This is a genomic window from Frankia sp. R43 (assembly GCF_001306465.1).
Taxonomy (GTDB): Bacteria; Actinomycetota; Actinomycetes; order Frankiales; family Frankiaceae; genus Parafrankia; species Parafrankia irregularis.
In genome coordinates this window covers 302,005-317,646 of record NZ_LFCW01000007.1, presented here as the reverse complement: position 1 = coordinate 317,646, position 15,642 = coordinate 302,005, and the positions used below count along the sequence as shown (strand labels likewise).

At 70.9% G+C, this 15,642-nt stretch carries 12 protein-coding genes and 1 pseudogene; 9 read left to right on the top strand and 4 right to left on the bottom strand.

Translation table 11 applies throughout. The features are described from left to right. Positions 1-370: 370 nt before the first annotated feature. Positions 371-1,906 (top strand): catalase, encoded by a 1,536-nt coding sequence (locus ACG83_RS28875; RefSeq protein ID WP_369812927.1) that lies wholly within the window; start codon positions 371-373, stop codon positions 1,904-1,906. 123 nt (positions 1,907-2,029) lie between these two features. Here the strand turns inward: ACG83_RS28875 and ACG83_RS28870 are convergent, their stop codons facing one another. Then, the gene (locus ACG83_RS28870; RefSeq protein ID WP_054569400.1) at positions 2,030-2,767 is read right to left on the bottom strand and encodes an SDR family oxidoreductase; all 738 of its coding nucleotides are present in this window, start codon (positions 2,765-2,767) and stop codon (positions 2,030-2,032) included. Between the two features lie 95 nt (positions 2,768-2,862). On the opposite strand from ACG83_RS28870, the gene ACG83_RS28865 reads away from it, so the two are divergent. Together ACG83_RS28865 and ACG83_RS42990 are read left to right on the top strand one after the other, a co-directional pair. Continuing rightward, complete coding sequence (locus ACG83_RS28865) at positions 2,863-3,336, top strand: MarR family winged helix-turn-helix transcriptional regulator (RefSeq protein WP_083473637.1); 474 nt, start codon at positions 2,863-2,865, stop codon at positions 3,334-3,336. A gap of 210 nt (positions 3,337-3,546) precedes the next feature. Beyond that, positions 3,547-4,602, top strand: a pseudogene (locus ACG83_RS42990) (LLM class flavin-dependent oxidoreductase); the annotation flags it as partial. A 27-nt stretch (positions 4,603-4,629) separates the two neighbouring features. Here the strand turns inward: ACG83_RS42990 and ACG83_RS28850 are convergent. Together ACG83_RS28850 and ACG83_RS28845 are read right to left on the bottom strand one after the other, a co-directional pair. Continuing rightward, the gene (locus tag ACG83_RS28850) at positions 4,630-5,544 is read right to left on the bottom strand and encodes a glutathione S-transferase C-terminal domain-containing protein (protein WP_054569397.1); all 915 of its coding nucleotides are present in this window, start codon (positions 5,542-5,544) and stop codon (positions 4,630-4,632) included. Between the two features lie 110 nt (positions 5,545-5,654). Next, complete coding sequence (locus ACG83_RS28845; RefSeq protein ID WP_054569396.1) at positions 5,655-6,428, bottom strand: SDR family NAD(P)-dependent oxidoreductase; 774 nt, start codon at positions 6,426-6,428, stop codon at positions 5,655-5,657. An 828-nt stretch (positions 6,429-7,256) separates the two neighbouring features. Between ACG83_RS28845 and ACG83_RS28840 the strand changes: the two genes are divergently transcribed. From ACG83_RS28840 to ACG83_RS28815, 6 genes are all read left to right on the top strand, one after another. Continuing rightward, positions 7,257-8,441: an LLM class flavin-dependent oxidoreductase gene (locus tag ACG83_RS28840; RefSeq protein WP_054569395.1), complete on the top strand. Its 1,185-nt coding sequence runs from the start codon at positions 7,257-7,259 to the stop codon at positions 8,439-8,441. Further along, on the top strand, positions 8,438-9,811 hold the full coding sequence (locus tag ACG83_RS28835; RefSeq protein ID WP_054569394.1) for an LLM class flavin-dependent oxidoreductase: 1,374 nt from the start codon (positions 8,438-8,440) through the stop codon (positions 9,809-9,811). Before ACG83_RS28840 ends, ACG83_RS28835 begins: the two co-directional genes overlap by 4 nt. After that, positions 9,808-11,181, top strand: coding sequence for an LLM class flavin-dependent oxidoreductase (locus tag ACG83_RS28830; protein WP_054569393.1), 1,374 nt, complete (start codon positions 9,808-9,810; stop codon positions 11,179-11,181). The genes ACG83_RS28835 and ACG83_RS28830 overlap by 4 nt, the downstream gene beginning before the upstream one ends. A gap of 233 nt (positions 11,182-11,414) precedes the next feature. After that, on the top strand, positions 11,415-12,551 hold the full coding sequence (locus ACG83_RS28825; RefSeq protein ID WP_054569392.1) for a GDSL-type esterase/lipase family protein: 1,137 nt from the start codon (positions 11,415-11,417) through the stop codon (positions 12,549-12,551). Positions 12,552-12,782: 231 nt separating this feature from the next. After that, positions 12,783-14,039, top strand: a complete 1,257-nt coding sequence (locus ACG83_RS28820) for a hypothetical protein (RefSeq protein ID WP_054569391.1) — start codon at positions 12,783-12,785, stop codon at positions 14,037-14,039. Next, entirely contained in the window at positions 14,026-14,931 is a 906-nt protein-coding gene (locus ACG83_RS28815; RefSeq protein WP_054569390.1) for a metal-dependent hydrolase, read from the top strand. The genes ACG83_RS28820 and ACG83_RS28815 overlap by 14 nt, the downstream gene beginning before the upstream one ends. Here ACG83_RS28815 and ACG83_RS28810 read toward each other — a convergent pair. Beyond that, positions 14,904-15,626: a TetR/AcrR family transcriptional regulator gene (locus tag ACG83_RS28810; protein ID WP_054569389.1), complete on the bottom strand. Its 723-nt coding sequence runs from the start codon at positions 15,624-15,626 to the stop codon at positions 14,904-14,906. The genes ACG83_RS28815 and ACG83_RS28810 overlap by 28 nt on opposite strands. Positions 15,627-15,642: the final 16 nt, after the last annotated feature.

The following is a 15,642-nucleotide window of genomic DNA, read 5'->3' as shown; positions in this document are numbered from 1 at the left end:
TGTGACAGGTGTACGCGCCGGGACCGTGGTGCCCCCGCACGTCATGTGCAGCCTACGGCCGCCCTCCGGTCGGCCCGTCGCCTGCCCGTTGATTCACCCGCGGCGGCCTGGTGTCGCGGGCCGGCGGGTGGTCGCGGATGGCGGTGTTCGCCGGTCGCGGCGATGGATCAGCGCGGTGGTGTGTGTGACGGCGGTGGGCGGGTAGGCGCAGGGAGCGGTGCGATCCGCGGTTCCTGGCGGTCTGCTCCGCGGCTCGGTCCGCTCCGAGGCTGGTGATGGGCTGCGGGGCGACTGATCGGCTGCGGGGCGGCAGCGCGGAGCCGAGTCGGGCGGGCGGCGAATCGACCCGATCAATGCAGATGTCAGCTGGATGAGCAGATGTCAGCTGGATGAGGAGTGCGTGGTGACAACACAGAAGCGTCGTCCTACGACCACCGACGCGGGGATACCTGTCGCCAGCGACGAGCATTCGCTGAGCGTGGGGGCGGACGGTCCACTGCTGCTCCAGGATCATTACCTGATCGAGCAGATGGCGAACTTCAACCGGGAGCGCATCCCGGAGCGGCAGCCGCATGCGAAGGGGGGTGGGGCGTTCGGGGTGTTCGAGGTCACGCAGGACGTCAGCGCCTTCACCCGGGCGGCGGTCTTCCAGCCCGGGACGAAGACGGACGTGCTGATCCGGTTCTCCACGGTGGCGGGGGAACGGGGCAGCCCGGACACCTGGCGTGACCCGCGTGGGTTCGCGGTGAAGTTCTACACCTCGGAAGGAAACCTGGACATCGTCGGGAACAACACGCCGGTGTTCTTCGTCCGGGATCCGATGAAGTTCCAGCACTTCATCCGGTCGCAGAAGCGCCGCCTGGACAACAACCTGCGCGACCATGACATGCAGTGGGATTTCTGGACCCTTTCGCCGGAGTCCGCCCACCAGGTGACCTGGCTGATGGGGGACCGCGGCATCCCGCGGACCTGGCGGCACATGAACGGCTACTCCAGCCACACCTACATGTGGATCAACGCGGCCGGTGAGCGGTTCTGGGTGAAGTACCACTTCAAGACCGACCAGGGAATCGACTTCCTCGTCCAGGAGGACGCCGACAGGCTGGCCGCGGCCGACGCCGACTACCACCAGCGTGACCTGTACGAGCACATCCGGGACGGGGATTTCCCGAGCTGGTCGCTCAAAATGCAGGTCATGCCGTTCGACGAGGCGAAGTCCTATCGGTTCAACCCGTTCGACCTGACCAAGGTGTGGCCGCACAAGGACTATCCGCTGCAGGAGGTCGGCCGCCTCACGCTGAACCGCAACGTGACCGACTACCACACCGAGATGGAACAGGCCGCGTTCGAGCCGAACAATCTCGTCGCCGGTACCGGCCTGTCGCCGGACAAGATGCTGCTGGCCCGCGGGTTCAGCTACGCCGACGCTCACCGCGCCCGGCTCGGAGTGAACTACAAGCAGATTCCGGTGAACACGCCGAAGGTGCCCGTCCACAGCTATGCCAAGGACGGGGCGATGCGTGTCCAGAACGCCTCCGACCCGGTCTACGCGCCGAACTCCTACGGCGGCCCGGTGGCCCAGCCGGAGCTGACCGACGACGGCGGCCACTGGTTCGCCGACGGCGAGATGGTCCGTACCGCCTACACCCTGCGCCGTGACGACGACGACTGGGGCCAGGCCGGCACCATGGTCCGTGAGGTTCTCGACGACGCGGCCCGGGCGCGGCTCGTCGACAACATCGTCGGCCACCTCCTCGACGGCGTCAGCGAGCCGGTGCTGGTGCGCGCATTCGACTACTGGCGCAACGTCGACAGGACTCTCGGCGATCGGGTCGAGGAGGGTGTGCGCGCGAAGCAGAAGGCGGTGAAGCGGCCGAGCCCGGCGCCTTCGGGCGCCCAGGCGTAGGACCCCTGGAAATCCGCCGAGCCCGGGGCCCTGTGCGTTTCCGCCCTGACGGGGGGATTCTCACCCGGTCCCGGGCGCGGCCCTTCGCGGGTGATCAGCTCGTTGCTCAGAGCGCGCTGTTGCTCAGAACGCGCCGCCGCTCGCGGCAATGGACTGGCCGGTGACCCAGCGGCCGCCGGGGGAGGCGAGGAAGGCCACGATCTCGGCGATGTCGTCGGGCGTGCCGAGCCGGCCCAGCGGTACCTCGGAGGCGATTCGTTCCAGCATGGCCGCGGGAACGTTCGCGAGCAGCGCGTCGGTACGAGTCCCGCCGGGGAGCACGCTGTTCACGGTGATCTGCCGCGGTCCGAGCTCCTTCGCCAGGACCCGCACCAGGTGCTCTACCGCGGCTTTGCTCGCGCCGTAGACGCCGGTGCCGGTTCGATGTGTTTTCGTGACCCCGGAGGAGATCACGACGACCCGGCCGTTGTCGCGCACCCGGTTGGCCGCCTCCCGCAGGAGGAAGAAGGTGGCTCGGGTGTTGAGGGCGAAGGTCTCCTCGAAATCGTCGTCCGTCGTGGCCGCGATGGGCGCGAACCGGGCCACTCCGGCGTTGCTGACCACGGTGTCCAGCCGGCCGAACCGCTGCTCGGCGCTCTCGAACAGCGCGCATGCCTGCGCATGGTCGGTGACATCGCCGCGCATCGCCACGGCGACACCGCCGGCGCGGCTGATGGCTTCGACCGTCTCGGTGGCCGCGTCACCGTTCAGGTGGTAGTTGACGACGACGGCGCTGCCGGCCGCGGCGAGGCGCTCGGCGATCGCCCGCCCGATTCCCCGCGAGCCGCCGGTTACCAGCGCCACCCTGCGTTCCGATTCCATCGGCTGCTCCAGCATTTATGATGAGTACGTCGATAGTCGAGATGCTCAACTAAAATAGTAGAGGATCTGGACCATCTGTCGCGTACCCTCGCCGCATGACATCTGCCGGGCAGCCGGATGGCCTCGCCGCCAGCCTGCTTGAGCTGCATCGGGAGATGCGGGTGATCCTCGGATCCGTCGCGCGCGGTGCCGGGCTCACCGTCCAACAGGTCGAGATGCTGTGCCTGCTCCAGCGGCGTGAGCCTTCGTTCGGCGAGCTCGCCGAACTGCTCGGCTGCGACAAGACCAACATCACCGGCATGGCGGACAGGCTGGTCCGTCGCGGCCTCGTCATCCGGCAGGCCGACTCCGAGGACCGGCGTGTCACCCGTCTGCGGCTCACCGACGATGGTCGGGCCTACGGGCTCAAGCTGCGTGCCGCGGTCACCGGTGCGGTCGGCGAGCGGTGGAGTGCCGTGCCGGCCCCGGCTCGTGACGCGCTGGTCGGGCTGCTCGTGGCCCCTGGCGGCCCGCTGTCCGGTGGCCAGGTGAGTCAGTCGGGACAGTCGGGGCCGCGCGCCACGATCTGATCCGCATCATCTCCGTCCGAGGTAACTGTGTGCCGCCCGGTGGCTCACGCATCTTCTTTATTTCTTCTATCGAGATTGACGAGAATTGTCGACCGTGCCTACGGTTGACCAGCAGCCGTCGCCCGCGGACGTGAGCGATCCGCCGCCGCCCCCGACGGGGAGGAGAACCGCGTGCCCGCAACGTGTCGCGTCGCGAGCCGGAACGATGCCATGTACCCGGAACCCACTTCGGAGCGGCCGGGCGGGCTTGCGTCGCTGGCGTTCCTGACCCCGGGGAACTACCAGGACGACGACCCGTACTCCGGTCTCGAGGCGACCCTGCAACTGTTCGAGCTCGGGGAGCGGCTCGGCTTCGACGGCGCCTGGATCCGTCAGCGGCACCTGGAGCACGGTGTGTCGTCGGCCGCGGCCTTCCTCGCCGCGGCGACCCAGCGCACCACGCGGATCGAGCTCGGCACCGCGGTGATCCCGATCGGCTACGAGAGCCCGTTCCGGCTCGCGGAGGACCTCGCGACCGTTGACGTGCTGTCCCGCGGTCGGCTGCAGCCCGGGTTCAGTGCCGGGACTCCGCCGCACGCCGAGCTGCTGGGCGATCTGGTCTTCGACGGCGACTGGCGAAGCCACGACCTGTCCTACGGCCGGATCAACCGGCTCGTCGAGGCGCTGCGTGGGGGTTATCTCGGTGACGAGGAAACCGTCATCCACTCACCGGGCAACGTGCAGCGGCCACGCCAGCAGCCGCACGCCGCGGGGCTGGCCGACCGGGTCTGGTACGGCGGTGGCAGTCTGCGGTCGGCCCGGTGGGCGGGTGAGCACAGGCTGAACCTGCTGACGGGCAACGTCATCGACGGGTTCGTCGCCGACGGTGAGGCTACGGACGACGTCGTCGCCGCGCAGCTCGCGCTGCTGGACGTCTACCGGAAGGCGGCGGGCCCCGGCGGCCCGGCCAGGATCGCCCTGGGCCGGGTCATCGTCCCGACCGACAGTGCCGACGGGGCGACCCGTGCGCGCTACCGCGACTATGCCACGAGCCGTCACGAGCGCACACTGCGTGCCCACGGCCCACGCCGGACGCTGTTCGCTCCCGATCTCATCGGTCCCGCCGAGGAGATCGTCGCCCGGTTGCAGGCTGACGCGGCGGTGGCGGCCGTACGCGAGCTGCGCGTCGAGCTGCCCTACGAGTTCGACCGAGCCGAGTACGAGCAGATCCTGCACGACGTCGTCCACCTCGTCGCGCCGGCGCTTGGCTGGCAGCCCGCCACGGAGCGCACCACGTGCCCGGCGCCCGGCCGGCTAGGCGCCGCGCGTCGGTGTCACCTCCCAGCCGGGCAGCAGTGCGGACGGATCCGTGAACGTGGTGAAGTCGGTCGTGGCGCGGAACGCGGGCAGCCGGTAGAGGGCGCGAGCGTACGACCACAGCCGCGGGAAGTCCGACAGCGGCGGCAGGACCGCCAGATCGCCGGTGCGGCCCCGGTAGCGCACCAGGGACACCCACAGCCGCACGTCGGCCTCCGTCAGCTGCCCGCCGGCCAGGTGGTCGGTGTCGGCGAGCCGCTCCTCGAGCCGTGCGAACGCGCTGAGCAGCGTGGCGCGGATGGCGGTGTCCCGAGCGGCCCGGTGCACGCCGTGGTTCACCTGCGGGCCGATCCAGGAGTCGAGCTCGGCGATCTCGGCGCGCAGGTGCTCGGGGTAGGTGTCGGTGCCGTTCGACCAGGCGCCGAACTGGGTCGCGAGGTCGAGCCCGAGCGTGACGAAGTCGTTCGAGACGACCCGGCCGGTCTGGCGGTCCCACAGGGTGGGCACGGAGACGTGGCCGTCGAAGCCCGGCTCGGTCGCCTCGTAGGCGTCGCGCAGCAGCGTGAAGCCGTTCACCGGGTCCGGGCCGTAGGCCTCCCGGAACGCCCAGCCCCGGGCGTCGCGGGTGCCGTCGACGTAGGAGACGCTGATGACGTCCTCGAGCCCGTGCAGGGCACGCTGCAGGAGGACCCGGTGCGCCCAGGGGCAGAACCAGCCGGAGTAGAGGTGGTAGCGGCCGGGTTCGGCCCGGTAGCCGCTGGAGCCGTCCGCGGTGATCCGCCCGGTGAACCGGTAGAGCGGGCGGGTGTCGGCGGGGTCGCGCCTGATCGTGTACTCGCCGTGAGCCGCCGCGTCGGTGGGCGTGGCGAACGCCGGCCCGGTGGGCTGGGTGGTTTCCGTGGGCTGGGGCATGAGGGTCCTCTTCCTCCTCCGATTCGGCTTCTGCGGGCAGTGCGTGGCGGATGGGCAGTGCGTGGCGGATGGGCGGTGCGTGGCGGATGGGTGGTCGGTCGGGTGGGCGGTCAGTAGTGGATCGGGCCGGGGGTGCCTCCGCCGGCGGCGATCGACTCTCCCGTGACGGCCGCGGCGACCGGCGAGACCAGGAACGTGACGACGGCCGCCACCTCGTCGGCCGTCACAATGCGGCCGATGGCGACGCGGTCACCGAAGGCGGCGTACTGCTCCTCGTCCAGGGAGATCGTGCCGCCGTGCTGGTCCGTCCTGGTGAACCCGGGGTGCACGGCGTTGACGGTGATGCCGCGCGGCCCGAGCTCGTCGGCGAGGGTCTTCGTCAGCGCGACGATGCCGGCGTTGCGGATCGAGCCGCCGACGATGCCGACCTGGCGGGCGGCGAGGCCGCCGATGTTGACGATCCGGCCCCAGCCCTGCTCCACCAGGTGCGGGATGACCTCCTGCGCGGCGCGCAGGTAGCCGAGCACCTTGACGTTGAAGTCGTCGGCGGCGTCCGCCGTGGCCAGCGCCCGGACGTTGCCCGGGGTGCCCGACCCGCCGACCCGGGCCGCGTTGTTCACCAGGATGTCGACGCCGCCGAGCTCGCTGACGGTGCGGGCGACCAGCTCCCGCACGGACTCGTCGCTGCCGGTGTCGGCGACGACGGGCACAACCACACCGCCGCCGGCGGCGAGCTCGGTGGCGGTCACCTTGAGCCGCTCCTCGTCGCGGGCGGCGATCACCACCTGGACGCCCTCGGCGACCAGCGCGGTCGCGATGGCACGCCCGATCCCGCGGCTCCCGCCGGTCACGATCGCGCGGCGTCCGTCAAGGCCTAGATCCATTGTCCGCTCACCTTCGATAGATGTACTCGGCGCGCGGTCGCGCCCACGATGACGAAGAAAGAGAAGCGCGAAACAGCTGTGGTTCGCCGCGAACTCCGCATTGAGCCTTTTCCTTCGTCGACTCGGAGCCGTGGCATCCCTGGCCGTGCGTTGTACAGCGTGAGACGGAAAAGGCTCACTGGCGCGGGAGAAACGACGGAAGGAGCGTCCGTTCGCCGCTGGCCGGCCGGGTCGGTGCCGTTGTCCCAGCTTCCGTTGCCTTCGGTGCCCCGGCTACCGAGGTCGGCTACCGACGCCGGCCGCCATGGCGGCCGGCGTCCGGTCTCAGGTCGACCCCGCGGCCATGGACAGTGGAATCACCATCGGAACTGGTCCCGGGCCTGGTGGCCGGCGGCCGGCGGCCGCGGCAGGGGGCGGCGGTCGGTCTCATGGCGCCAGCATAGTTCATTATCTCGATCGGTCTAGTCGTGATGTGTCAGCGCTGTCGTCGCGGTGTGTCGAAGCCTCCGGCGGGCCGGCGGGGATCGCCGTCGCCGCGAGCCGGACGGTCACAATTGAGAAACATTTCAGCAGTATTTTCTCGGGGAATTTTCGGATCGGTTGACGCGGGTTGTTTTGCGGTGCGACGCTTGCAGTCGGACCCAGCCAAGAAAACCCGCGCCACGGGAGGTCCGTGAATTCGGCGTGGCCCGGTCGCGTGATGGTGCCGTCCGCGGTGCACGCCCGCTTCGGTCGACATTCGTTTCCGGTTGCCGCGTGCCACCGGCGATGCCACCGCCCGGCGGCCGACGCGGCGGCCGGCCGGGCGCCCGAGGAGAGCGACCCGCCATGCCCCTGCATCTGCACTGGTACCTGCCGACGAGAGGCGATGACCGGGTCATCGTCAGCTCGAACGGCGAGGCGGACTTCGGCGCGGACGGAACGCGCAACCCGCGGTTCCGTCCGCCGACGATCGAGTATCTCGGTCAGATCGCCCGCGCCGCCGAACAGCTCGGGTACGAGGCCCTGCTCACCCCGACCGGGCTGTGGTGCGAGGACGCCTGGATCATCACCGCCGCACTCACCCAGGTCACCAGCCGGCTGCGGTTCCTCGTCGCCTTCCGGCCGGGGCTGATCTCGCCGACGCTCGCCGCGCACCAGGCGGCCACCTTCCAGCGGATCTCCGGCGGCCGGCTGCTGCTCAACGTCGTCACCGGCGGCGACTCGGCCGAGCAGCGCCGCCTCGGCGACCATCTCGACCACGACCAGCGCTACGCCAGGACGGACGAGTTCCTCACCGTGCTGCGCGGTGTCGCGGGCGCGAAACCGGCCTTCAGCTTCGCCGGCGAGCATTACGACATCCAGGAGGCGACCGTCAACGTCGCACCCTGGGGGCGACCGCCGATCTTCTTCGGTGGAGCGAGCCCCGCCGCCGAACGGGTGGCCGCCCGGCGGGCCGACGTCTACCTGGCCTGGGGCGAGACCCCGGCGCAGATCACGGAGCGGCTCGACCGGATGCGCTCGCTGGCCGCGGCGGCGGGCCGGGCGGACGAGCTGAGCTTCGGTATCCGCTTCCACGTCATCAGCCGGGACACCGCCGCTCAGGCGTGGGCCGAGGCCGACCGGCTGCTCGCCGGCCTCGACGACGCGCGGATCGCCGCGCACCAGGCCGTCTTCGCCGCGAGCGAGTCGGTCGGCCAGCGCCGGATGGCCGCCCTGCACGGCGGCGACCGCACGAGCCTGGAGGTGTACCCGAACGTCTGGGCCGGCTACGGGCTTGTGCGCGGCGGGGCGGGCACGGCGATCGTCGGCAGTCACGAGCAGGTGGCCGAGCGGATCGAGGAGTACCACGCGCTCGGCCTCGACCACTTCATCCTCTCCGGCCAGCCGCACCTGGAGGAGGCCTACCAGCTGGCCGAAGGCGCCGCGGCGCTGCTGCGCGCCCGTGGCCTGCTGGCGGCACCCCACGATCGGGCCGGCGGCGTGCCCGGCGGTGTCCCCGGCGGCGAAGCGCTGGCGGGAGCGGTCCGGTGACCGTCGGGCAGGGGCGGACCGCGGGGGAGCGGCAGCGGCGGCTGACGTTCGGGGCGCTGCTGCACGGATCCGGTGGCCACGTCGCGGGCTGGCGGCATCCGTTGTCGCCGCCGGGCGGGCAGCTGAACCTGGGCCACCACATCCGGGTCGCCCGCATCCTGGAGCGCGGCACCTTCGACGGGCTCTTCCTCGCGGACGTCGTCGCGATCTGGGGCCATGACCTGGATTCACTGCGCCGCACCGCGCGGGCCGACCACTTCGAGCCGCTCACCCTGCTCGCCGCGCTGTCGACGGTGACCGAACGGATCGGCCTCGTCGCCACGGCGACGACCACCTACAACGAGCCCTTCCACGTGGCCCGCAAGTTCGCCTCGCTCGACCACATCAGCGGCGGCCGGGCCGGCTGGAACGTGGTGACGTCGGTCGTCCCGCTGGAGGCGGGCAACTTCGGCCGGGACACCCACCTTGACCACACGCTCCGCTACCGGCGGGCCGAGGAGTTCGTCGACGTCGTCCGCGCACTGTGGGACAGCTTCGCCGACGGCTCGGTGGTCCGCGACCGCGCCGCGGGCCGCTACTACGACCCGGCCGGGCTGCGCCCGCCGCATCATGCGGGGGAGCATTTCACCGTCCGCGGGCCGCTGAACATCTCGCGGCCGCCGCAGGGCCACCCGGTGATCTTCCAGGCCGGCTCGTCGGAGACCGGCCGGGACTTCGCCGCCCGCCACGGCGAGGTGATCTTCACGGCGCAGGTGACGCTGGAGGGTGCCCAGGCGTTCTACGCCGACGTCAAGGCGCGGGCGGCCGCGCACGGCCGTGACCCCGACGGGGTGCTGGTGTGGCCGGTGCTCGCGCCCTACGTCGCGAGTACCGAGGCCGAGGCCCGGGCCCGGCTCGACGAGCTGCAGGAGCTGGTGCACGACGACGTCGCGCGCCGGCTGGTGCAGGACAACATCGGTGACATCGATCTGTCGGCGTATCCGCTGGACGGGCCCGTCCCGGAGGTCGGTGTCACGAACCGCAGCCGGAGCCGGCAGGACCTGCTGCTGGACCTCGCGCGCCGGGAACGGCTGACGATCCGGCAGCTCGCGCTGCGCTTCGCCGCGGTCTCGTCGGTGGTGGGCACCCCGGAGGCGGTCGCCGACCACATCGAGCGCTGGTTCCGGGCCAGGGCCGCCGACGGCTTCAACATCAGCTTCCCCTACCTGCCCGGACCGGCCGAGGACTTCGTCGACCAGGTCATTCCCGAGCTGCGTCGCCGCGGGCTGTTTCGCGCCGAGTACGAGCAGACCACGCTGCGCGGGCACCTGGGCCTGGGACGTCCCACCGGCCGACCGACGCCCGTCCCGGCGGGGGCGACCACACGATGACCGCGCGGCCGGGGCCGCGACCGCGGCCGGTGCCGGGGCCCGCGCGCCGCCGGGAGCTGCACCTGAACGCCTTCCTCAAACCGCCGGGCGAGTTCCTCGCCGCCTGGCGGCACCCGAACACGGCCGCGGACGCGGGTGTCAACATCCGGCATGTGATCGAGCTGGCCCGCACCGCCGAACGGGCCCGGTTCGACGCCGTCTTCTTCGCCGACCTCGTCGGGGTGCCCTTCGCCGATCAGGAGGTGCTGAGCCGGGTCTCCGTCGTCAACGACTCCTTCGAGCCGACGACCCTCATCGCCGCCCTGGCCACGGCGACCAGCCGGATCGGGCTGATCGCGACCGCGTCCACCACCTACAACGAGCCCTACCACCTGGCCCGGACGTTCGCCTCCCTCGACCACATCAGCGGTGGCCGGGTCGGCTGGAACCTGGTGACGTCCCTCAGTGACGCCGAGGCGCGCAACTTCGGCCTCGACCGGCACGTCGACCACGAGCTGCGGTACGAGCGCGCCGCCGAGTTCTTCGACGTGGTGACGGGGCTGTGGGACAGCTTCGACGACGACGCGTTCCATCACGATCAGACGTCGGGCATCTACTTCGACGAGACGAAGCTGCACCGGCTCGACCACCGCGGAAAGCACTTCGCGGTCACCGGGCCGCTCAACATCCCGCGCCCACCGCAGGGCCGCCCGGTGATCGTGCAGGCCGGTTCCTCCGACAGCGGCCGGGCGCTGGCCGCCTCGGTGGCCGACGTCGTGTTCACCCAGCATGCCGACCTGGCCGGCGCGCAGGCGTTCTATGCCGATCTGAAGGCCGCCACGCGAGCGGCCGGGCGCGATCCGGACGACGTCGTCGTCCTGCCGGGCCTCTCAACGATCGTGGGCCGCACCCTCGGCGAGGCGGAGGACAAGCTCGACCGGCTGACGTCCCTGCTGGACCCGCGGGTCGCGCTCGCGGACCTCGCCTACTGGCTGGGCGGCGTCGACCTGGCGGCCCACCCGCTGGACGGCCCGCTGCCGGACCTGCCGCCGTCGAACCAGAGCCAGTCGGCGCAGCGGGCCATCGTCGAACGCGCCCGGGCCGGCGGCCTGACCATCCGCCAGCTCGCCCAGCAACGTGCCCGCGACATCAGGACCGTGGTGGGGACACCGGAGTCGATCGCCGACCACATCCAGGAATGCTTCGAGGGCCGCGGCGCCGACGGCTTCAACGTCATCTTCCCGTATCTGCCGGACACGCTCGACGACTTCGCCACCCTGGTGATTCCCGAGCTGCGCCGCCGCGGCCTGTTCCGCACCGACTACGCCGGGCGCACCCTGCGCGAGCACCTCGGCCTGCCCCGCCCCCCGAGCCGCTGGGCGGCGCCCTGAACGACCCGGAGCTCGCTACCGCGAAACGCGCGCCCGGGCTTCGCTCCGCTGCGCTGTCCGGTTTCCGGAAAGCGTAGATGGTCAGGCCGAGCCCCGTGATTGCGTATACCGGTGGCCGCGTCCCGACGGAGGTCGACGCGCCTGACGGGCATGCCTGACGCTAGGGTGCAGCATTGATCCCTATTTGACGGGATTGGGATCGGGACTGTGGACGGGAAGGCGGCAGGGTGCGTATGGGCAGGTTCCGCCGTGTTCTCGAACCAGGCCCCGATGCGCGGGTGGGCCGGCGCGCCCGCCTGGCGGTGGCCGCACTCGGCGCGGTGATCGTGCTGGGCGGCGGTATCGGGCTGGCGGTTTCCCTGACCGGCGCCGAAAGCAGCGCCCAGTCAGCGGCGAAAACCAGGGTACTGATTCTCGGCGATTCGGTCACCCTGCAGACCGCTGGGGACTACACATGGCGTTACCGGCTGGCCGAGCACCTGAACCTCAGCGCGCCCGGCGCCGTCGACTTCGTCGGTGACCGTATCGACGTCTGGGACAACACCGCCGACAAGGCGGGTTCGAACGACTACGTCGACGCCTGGTTCGACCGGGATCATCACGCGGTCTGGGGTGACGCCACGCGGACCGAGCGCGACGCCGTCGAGGGCCTGCTGCGCGCGACCCCCGCCGACGTGATGGTCGTGGCGCTCGGCGCGAACGACCTCACCTATCTGTCGACCCCGCAGCAGGCCGCCGACGACATGCTGGCGCTGATCAACAACGCGCGCCGGGTGAACTCCGACATCGACGTCGTCGTCGCCCAGGTCCTCGACCGCTCCGACTATGTCGGCGGGCGGGACCTGCAGCCGCAGGCCACGGCCTACAACACCGTGCTCGACCAGCAGGTCGGCAACTGGCAGACCCCGACGTCGAGCGTCGTGGTCGCCCGCACCTACCAGGACTGGGACCCCTACCGGGACACCTGGGACGGCTCTCACCCCAACCCCGCCGGCGAGTACGTGATCGCCCGCGGGGTCGCCAACGCCCTGGCGCAGCTCGGGATCGGCGCGACCTTCGGCCCGCTGTACGGTGACCTGCCCTGGCCCGGCACCGGCCGCGCCGTCACCGTCGACGGGCAGCCCGGCCAGTTCGCGCTGACCTGGGCGGCGACCCCCGGCGCGACCGCCTACCTCGTCGAGCGGCGAGTCCTCTCGCGCGGCGAGCAGGAGTTCCAACGCCAGCCCGGCAGCCTGCCCGCGAAGCCCGGGACGAACACGTGGACGACCGACACCCTGCCGGCGGGCACAATCGCCGAATACCGGATCGTCCCGGTCAAGGGCACCATGACCGGTCAGCCCGGCCCGCCTGGCCGCGCCACCACCCGCTGACCCCTTCGAGGCGCCTTCCGGCCTGAGGCGCCTCCCGGACGGCTCGGCGCAGACTCGCCAGGAGGTCGCCACCGACCTCTTGACCATACACATGTCTAACTATGTATGGTGCGGCGGCCCAGCTGGGTTCAACCGTCGGTACCCGACGGAGTTCAGGAGCGGTCATGCCGGTGTCAGCGACATTCATCAGTGGGCCATCAAGAAGGTGGTCCTCCTTTTTAGGGGCAGCGCATGAGCGCCCCCTGTAGTGCCGCCTTCCGCTCGCTGGCGGAAAAGCTCGGCGGTATTTCCTGCGACCCCGACCCGGTGGTGAGCCTGCGGTCACCCGCTGATCTGGTGAACTGGACCCTGCCGGTCATCGAGATACTCATGATCGGCGGTGCGGTGCTCGCGCTCGCGCACGCCGTGCGGCTTCGCCGCCGCACCGGAAACCCGGCATATCTGGCGCTGTGGTTCGCCCCGATCGTCTACGCGCTGGTCATCGAGCCGCCGCTGTACTTCCCCGAACAGTTCGGCATCGACGATCGCATCGACCTGATCTTCGTGCACAACGTGTTCACCGTGCAGTTCATGTTCGACCGGCTGCCGCTCTACATTCTCGCGGTGTATGTCGCGGTTCCCTACCTGGCCTGCGCGCTCGTCGACCGGATCGGCGTTTTCGACCGGCGGGGGCGGCTGGTCGGCGCGATCTGCGTCGGGTTCGTCCACCAGTGCTTCTACGAGATCTTCGACCACATCGGGCCGCAGCTGCGCTGGTGGGCCTGGAATCCGCAGGCAGCCACCAACGAGCCGGCTCTCGGGTCGGTGCCGCTGTCGAGCACGGTGATCTTCGGTCTGGTGGGGCCCGCGATCCTCGCCTTCTGCTGGCGGGCGCTGATCGCCGAGCCGGCCGGACGTCGCACGCTCGCCACCCCTGGCCTGGTCGGGCGGGTGGTCGCGGTCGGTGTGCTCACCCCGGTGCTGCTGCCTGTCGCCGGTGCGCCGCTGGGCTATCTGACGACCGCGCAGAATCCCAACCATGCGCTGATGGCGGCCGTGTTCGGCGTGATGCTCGCCGCCGCCGCGGCCGTCGCGCTGCCGGCGCTGGCCCAGAGCCGGCTGCGCCCGTCACCCGCGGCTCGCGCGGGTGACGCGGCTTCCGCGGCGCCCGAGGTTCCGGCGGCGCCTGAGATTCCCGAGGCTTCCGCGGCCCCGGCGGATCGTCTCGTGAGCGGCTACGCCGTGCTGTACGGAACGATCTACCTGGCTGTGCTCGCCGTGCTGTGGCTGACCGCGCTGCCGGATCTGCTCTCCGCCCACGAGGGCGTGACCGATGACGGCACCCCGATCGGCAACCCGTACTACGCGCTGGGCTGCACCGCGGTGTGCGTCTGGGTGGTCGCGCTGGCCGCCCGGAACACCCTCGCCGCGACGCCGGCGCCCATCACCGGAAATGTTCATGAGCTTCGCGAGGAAGAGCAGGAGGCGGCCGGAAATGGTCGATCTTGAAGTCCGTCGGATTCCGTTCGCGTTCGACGAGTCCGTTCCCTTCCACTGGCAGCCGTCCGCGCCCGACGTGGCGGTCATGCTCAACGCGATCGGTGTGCTGGCGGTCGCGTTCGAGAAGCACATCGTCGCCTCCACCCGAATCGCCATTCCGCTCATCAAGGACAAGGCGGTCGCCGCCGAGGCGGAGGCGTTCCTGCGCCAGGAGGCCCAGCACGCGAACAGCCATCGCAAGCACCTGGCCGCGCTCACCCTGAGCCATCCGGGCCTGCAGGGCGTGGTCGACAAGGCGGTCGAACGGTTCGACGCGCTCTCCTTCACCTCCCTGCAGTACCAGCTCGCCTACACCGCCGCTCTCGAGGCGACGTTCACACCGACGTTCAAGCTCTTCCTCGACCACGAGTCCGAGCTTTTCCGGCCCGGCGACGAACGGGTGGCCTCACTGTTCCTCTGGCATTTCGTGGAGGAGGTCGAGCACCGCAGCTCCGCGCTGGAGATCTACGACGCCGTGGTCGGCAAGCCGTGGTACCGGACGATGGTCGCGCCGAAGGTGTTCCGGCACGTCTTCCAGACCTACTTCCAGATCATCGAGGGCTTCGTCGAATGCGTGCCGGGTGTGCGCGAGGCGATGACTCCGCCGGTCGAGAAGAAAGAAGGAGGCCGGGTCGCGCAGCTGCTGGGCAAGGCCCTGGGCGGCGGGCGCCGGTCGTCGCTCTACGACGTCGCCTCGGCCCGCGAGCTGCTCACGACGATCTACCGCCTCGGGCTTTCCCAGGCCCCGTGGCACAGCCCCGCCGGGGAGCCGCTGCCCGCCTTCGCGGGCCGTTGGCTGGACGCCTACAAGGCCGGCCGGGACGTCCAGCTCTGCTATTCGGTGGCGGGCGTTTCCGCCTGACGGTCGCGGGCGCCGCCGCGGGCGCCGACGGGGTCGAGGACCTCGTCGTTGTCGAGGACCTCGTCGTGGTCATGAAGCATGACCATGACGAGGTCCTTCCACATGGCCAGGTGCGGGTCGTGGATCGGGTCCCGCTGGTCGAACGTGTAGGTGAGGGCCAGGCCCCGCATGCTGCTGACCAGTAGCTCCCGCACCTGGGGATAGCGCGGGTGGCCGGTGTAGTCCGGCCCGAACATGGCGTCGACCCCGTCGCGCACGATCGCGCCGAGGTGCCGTTCGACCGGCCGCAGCGCCACCGCGATCTCGTCGTGGGTCCGCGCCGCCGTCCACAGCTCGAGGGCGGCCCACCAGTGCGGTTCGTGGAAGGTCGTCCACAGCAGCTCGACCATGCGGGTCAGCCGCTGCGGGCCGGCGGGGTGGGTGCGGGCGATCTGTTCGGCCGTGGCCGCGGTGCTGGCGATCCGCCGCCGGGCCAGATGCTCGGACGCGGCGACCAGCAGCGCGTCGCGGGACGGGAAGTGGTGGAGCAGCCCACCGCGTGAGATGCCCGCCCTCGCCTGGATGCGGGGCGTGGTCGCGCTGGCGTAGCCGCCCTCGATCAGGCAGTCGACCGCGGCGTCCAGGATCCGGTTGCGGCTGTCCTCGCGCTGCTCGTCGCGACGGGCGCGGTAGCTCAGCTCTGCCTCGCTGGTCAACGGTCCTCCCGTGCGG

Coding starts and splice junctions, on each gene's coding strand:
- ACG83_RS28840 (WP_054569395.1), top strand. CDS start 7,257: ATGCCCCTGCATCTGCACTGGTACCTGCCGACGAGAGGCGATGACCGG.
- ACG83_RS28820 (WP_054569391.1), top strand. CDS start 12,783: ATGAGCGCCCCCTGTAGTGCCGCCTTCCGCTCGCTGGCGGAAAAGCTC.
- ACG83_RS28815 (WP_054569390.1), top strand. CDS start 14,026: ATGGTCGATCTTGAAGTCCGTCGGATTCCGTTCGCGTTCGACGAGTCC.
- ACG83_RS28865 (WP_083473637.1), top strand. CDS start 2,863: ATGACATCTGCCGGGCAGCCGGATGGCCTCGCCGCCAGCCTGCTTGAG.
- ACG83_RS28825 (WP_054569392.1), top strand. CDS start 11,415: ATGGGCAGGTTCCGCCGTGTTCTCGAACCAGGCCCCGATGCGCGGGTG.
- ACG83_RS28870 (WP_054569400.1), bottom strand. CDS start 2,767: ATGGAATCGGAACGCAGGGTGGCGCTGGTAACCGGCGGCTCGCGGGGA.
- ACG83_RS28845 (WP_054569396.1), bottom strand. CDS start 6,428: ATGGATCTAGGCCTTGACGGACGCCGCGCGATCGTGACCGGCGGGAGC.
- ACG83_RS28875 (WP_369812927.1), top strand. CDS start 371: ATGAGCAGATGTCAGCTGGATGAGGAGTGCGTGGTGACAACACAGAAG.
- ACG83_RS28830 (WP_054569393.1), top strand. CDS start 9,808: ATGACCGCGCGGCCGGGGCCGCGACCGCGGCCGGTGCCGGGGCCCGCG.
- ACG83_RS28850 (WP_054569397.1), bottom strand. CDS start 5,544: ATGCCCCAGCCCACGGAAACCACCCAGCCCACCGGGCCGGCGTTCGCC.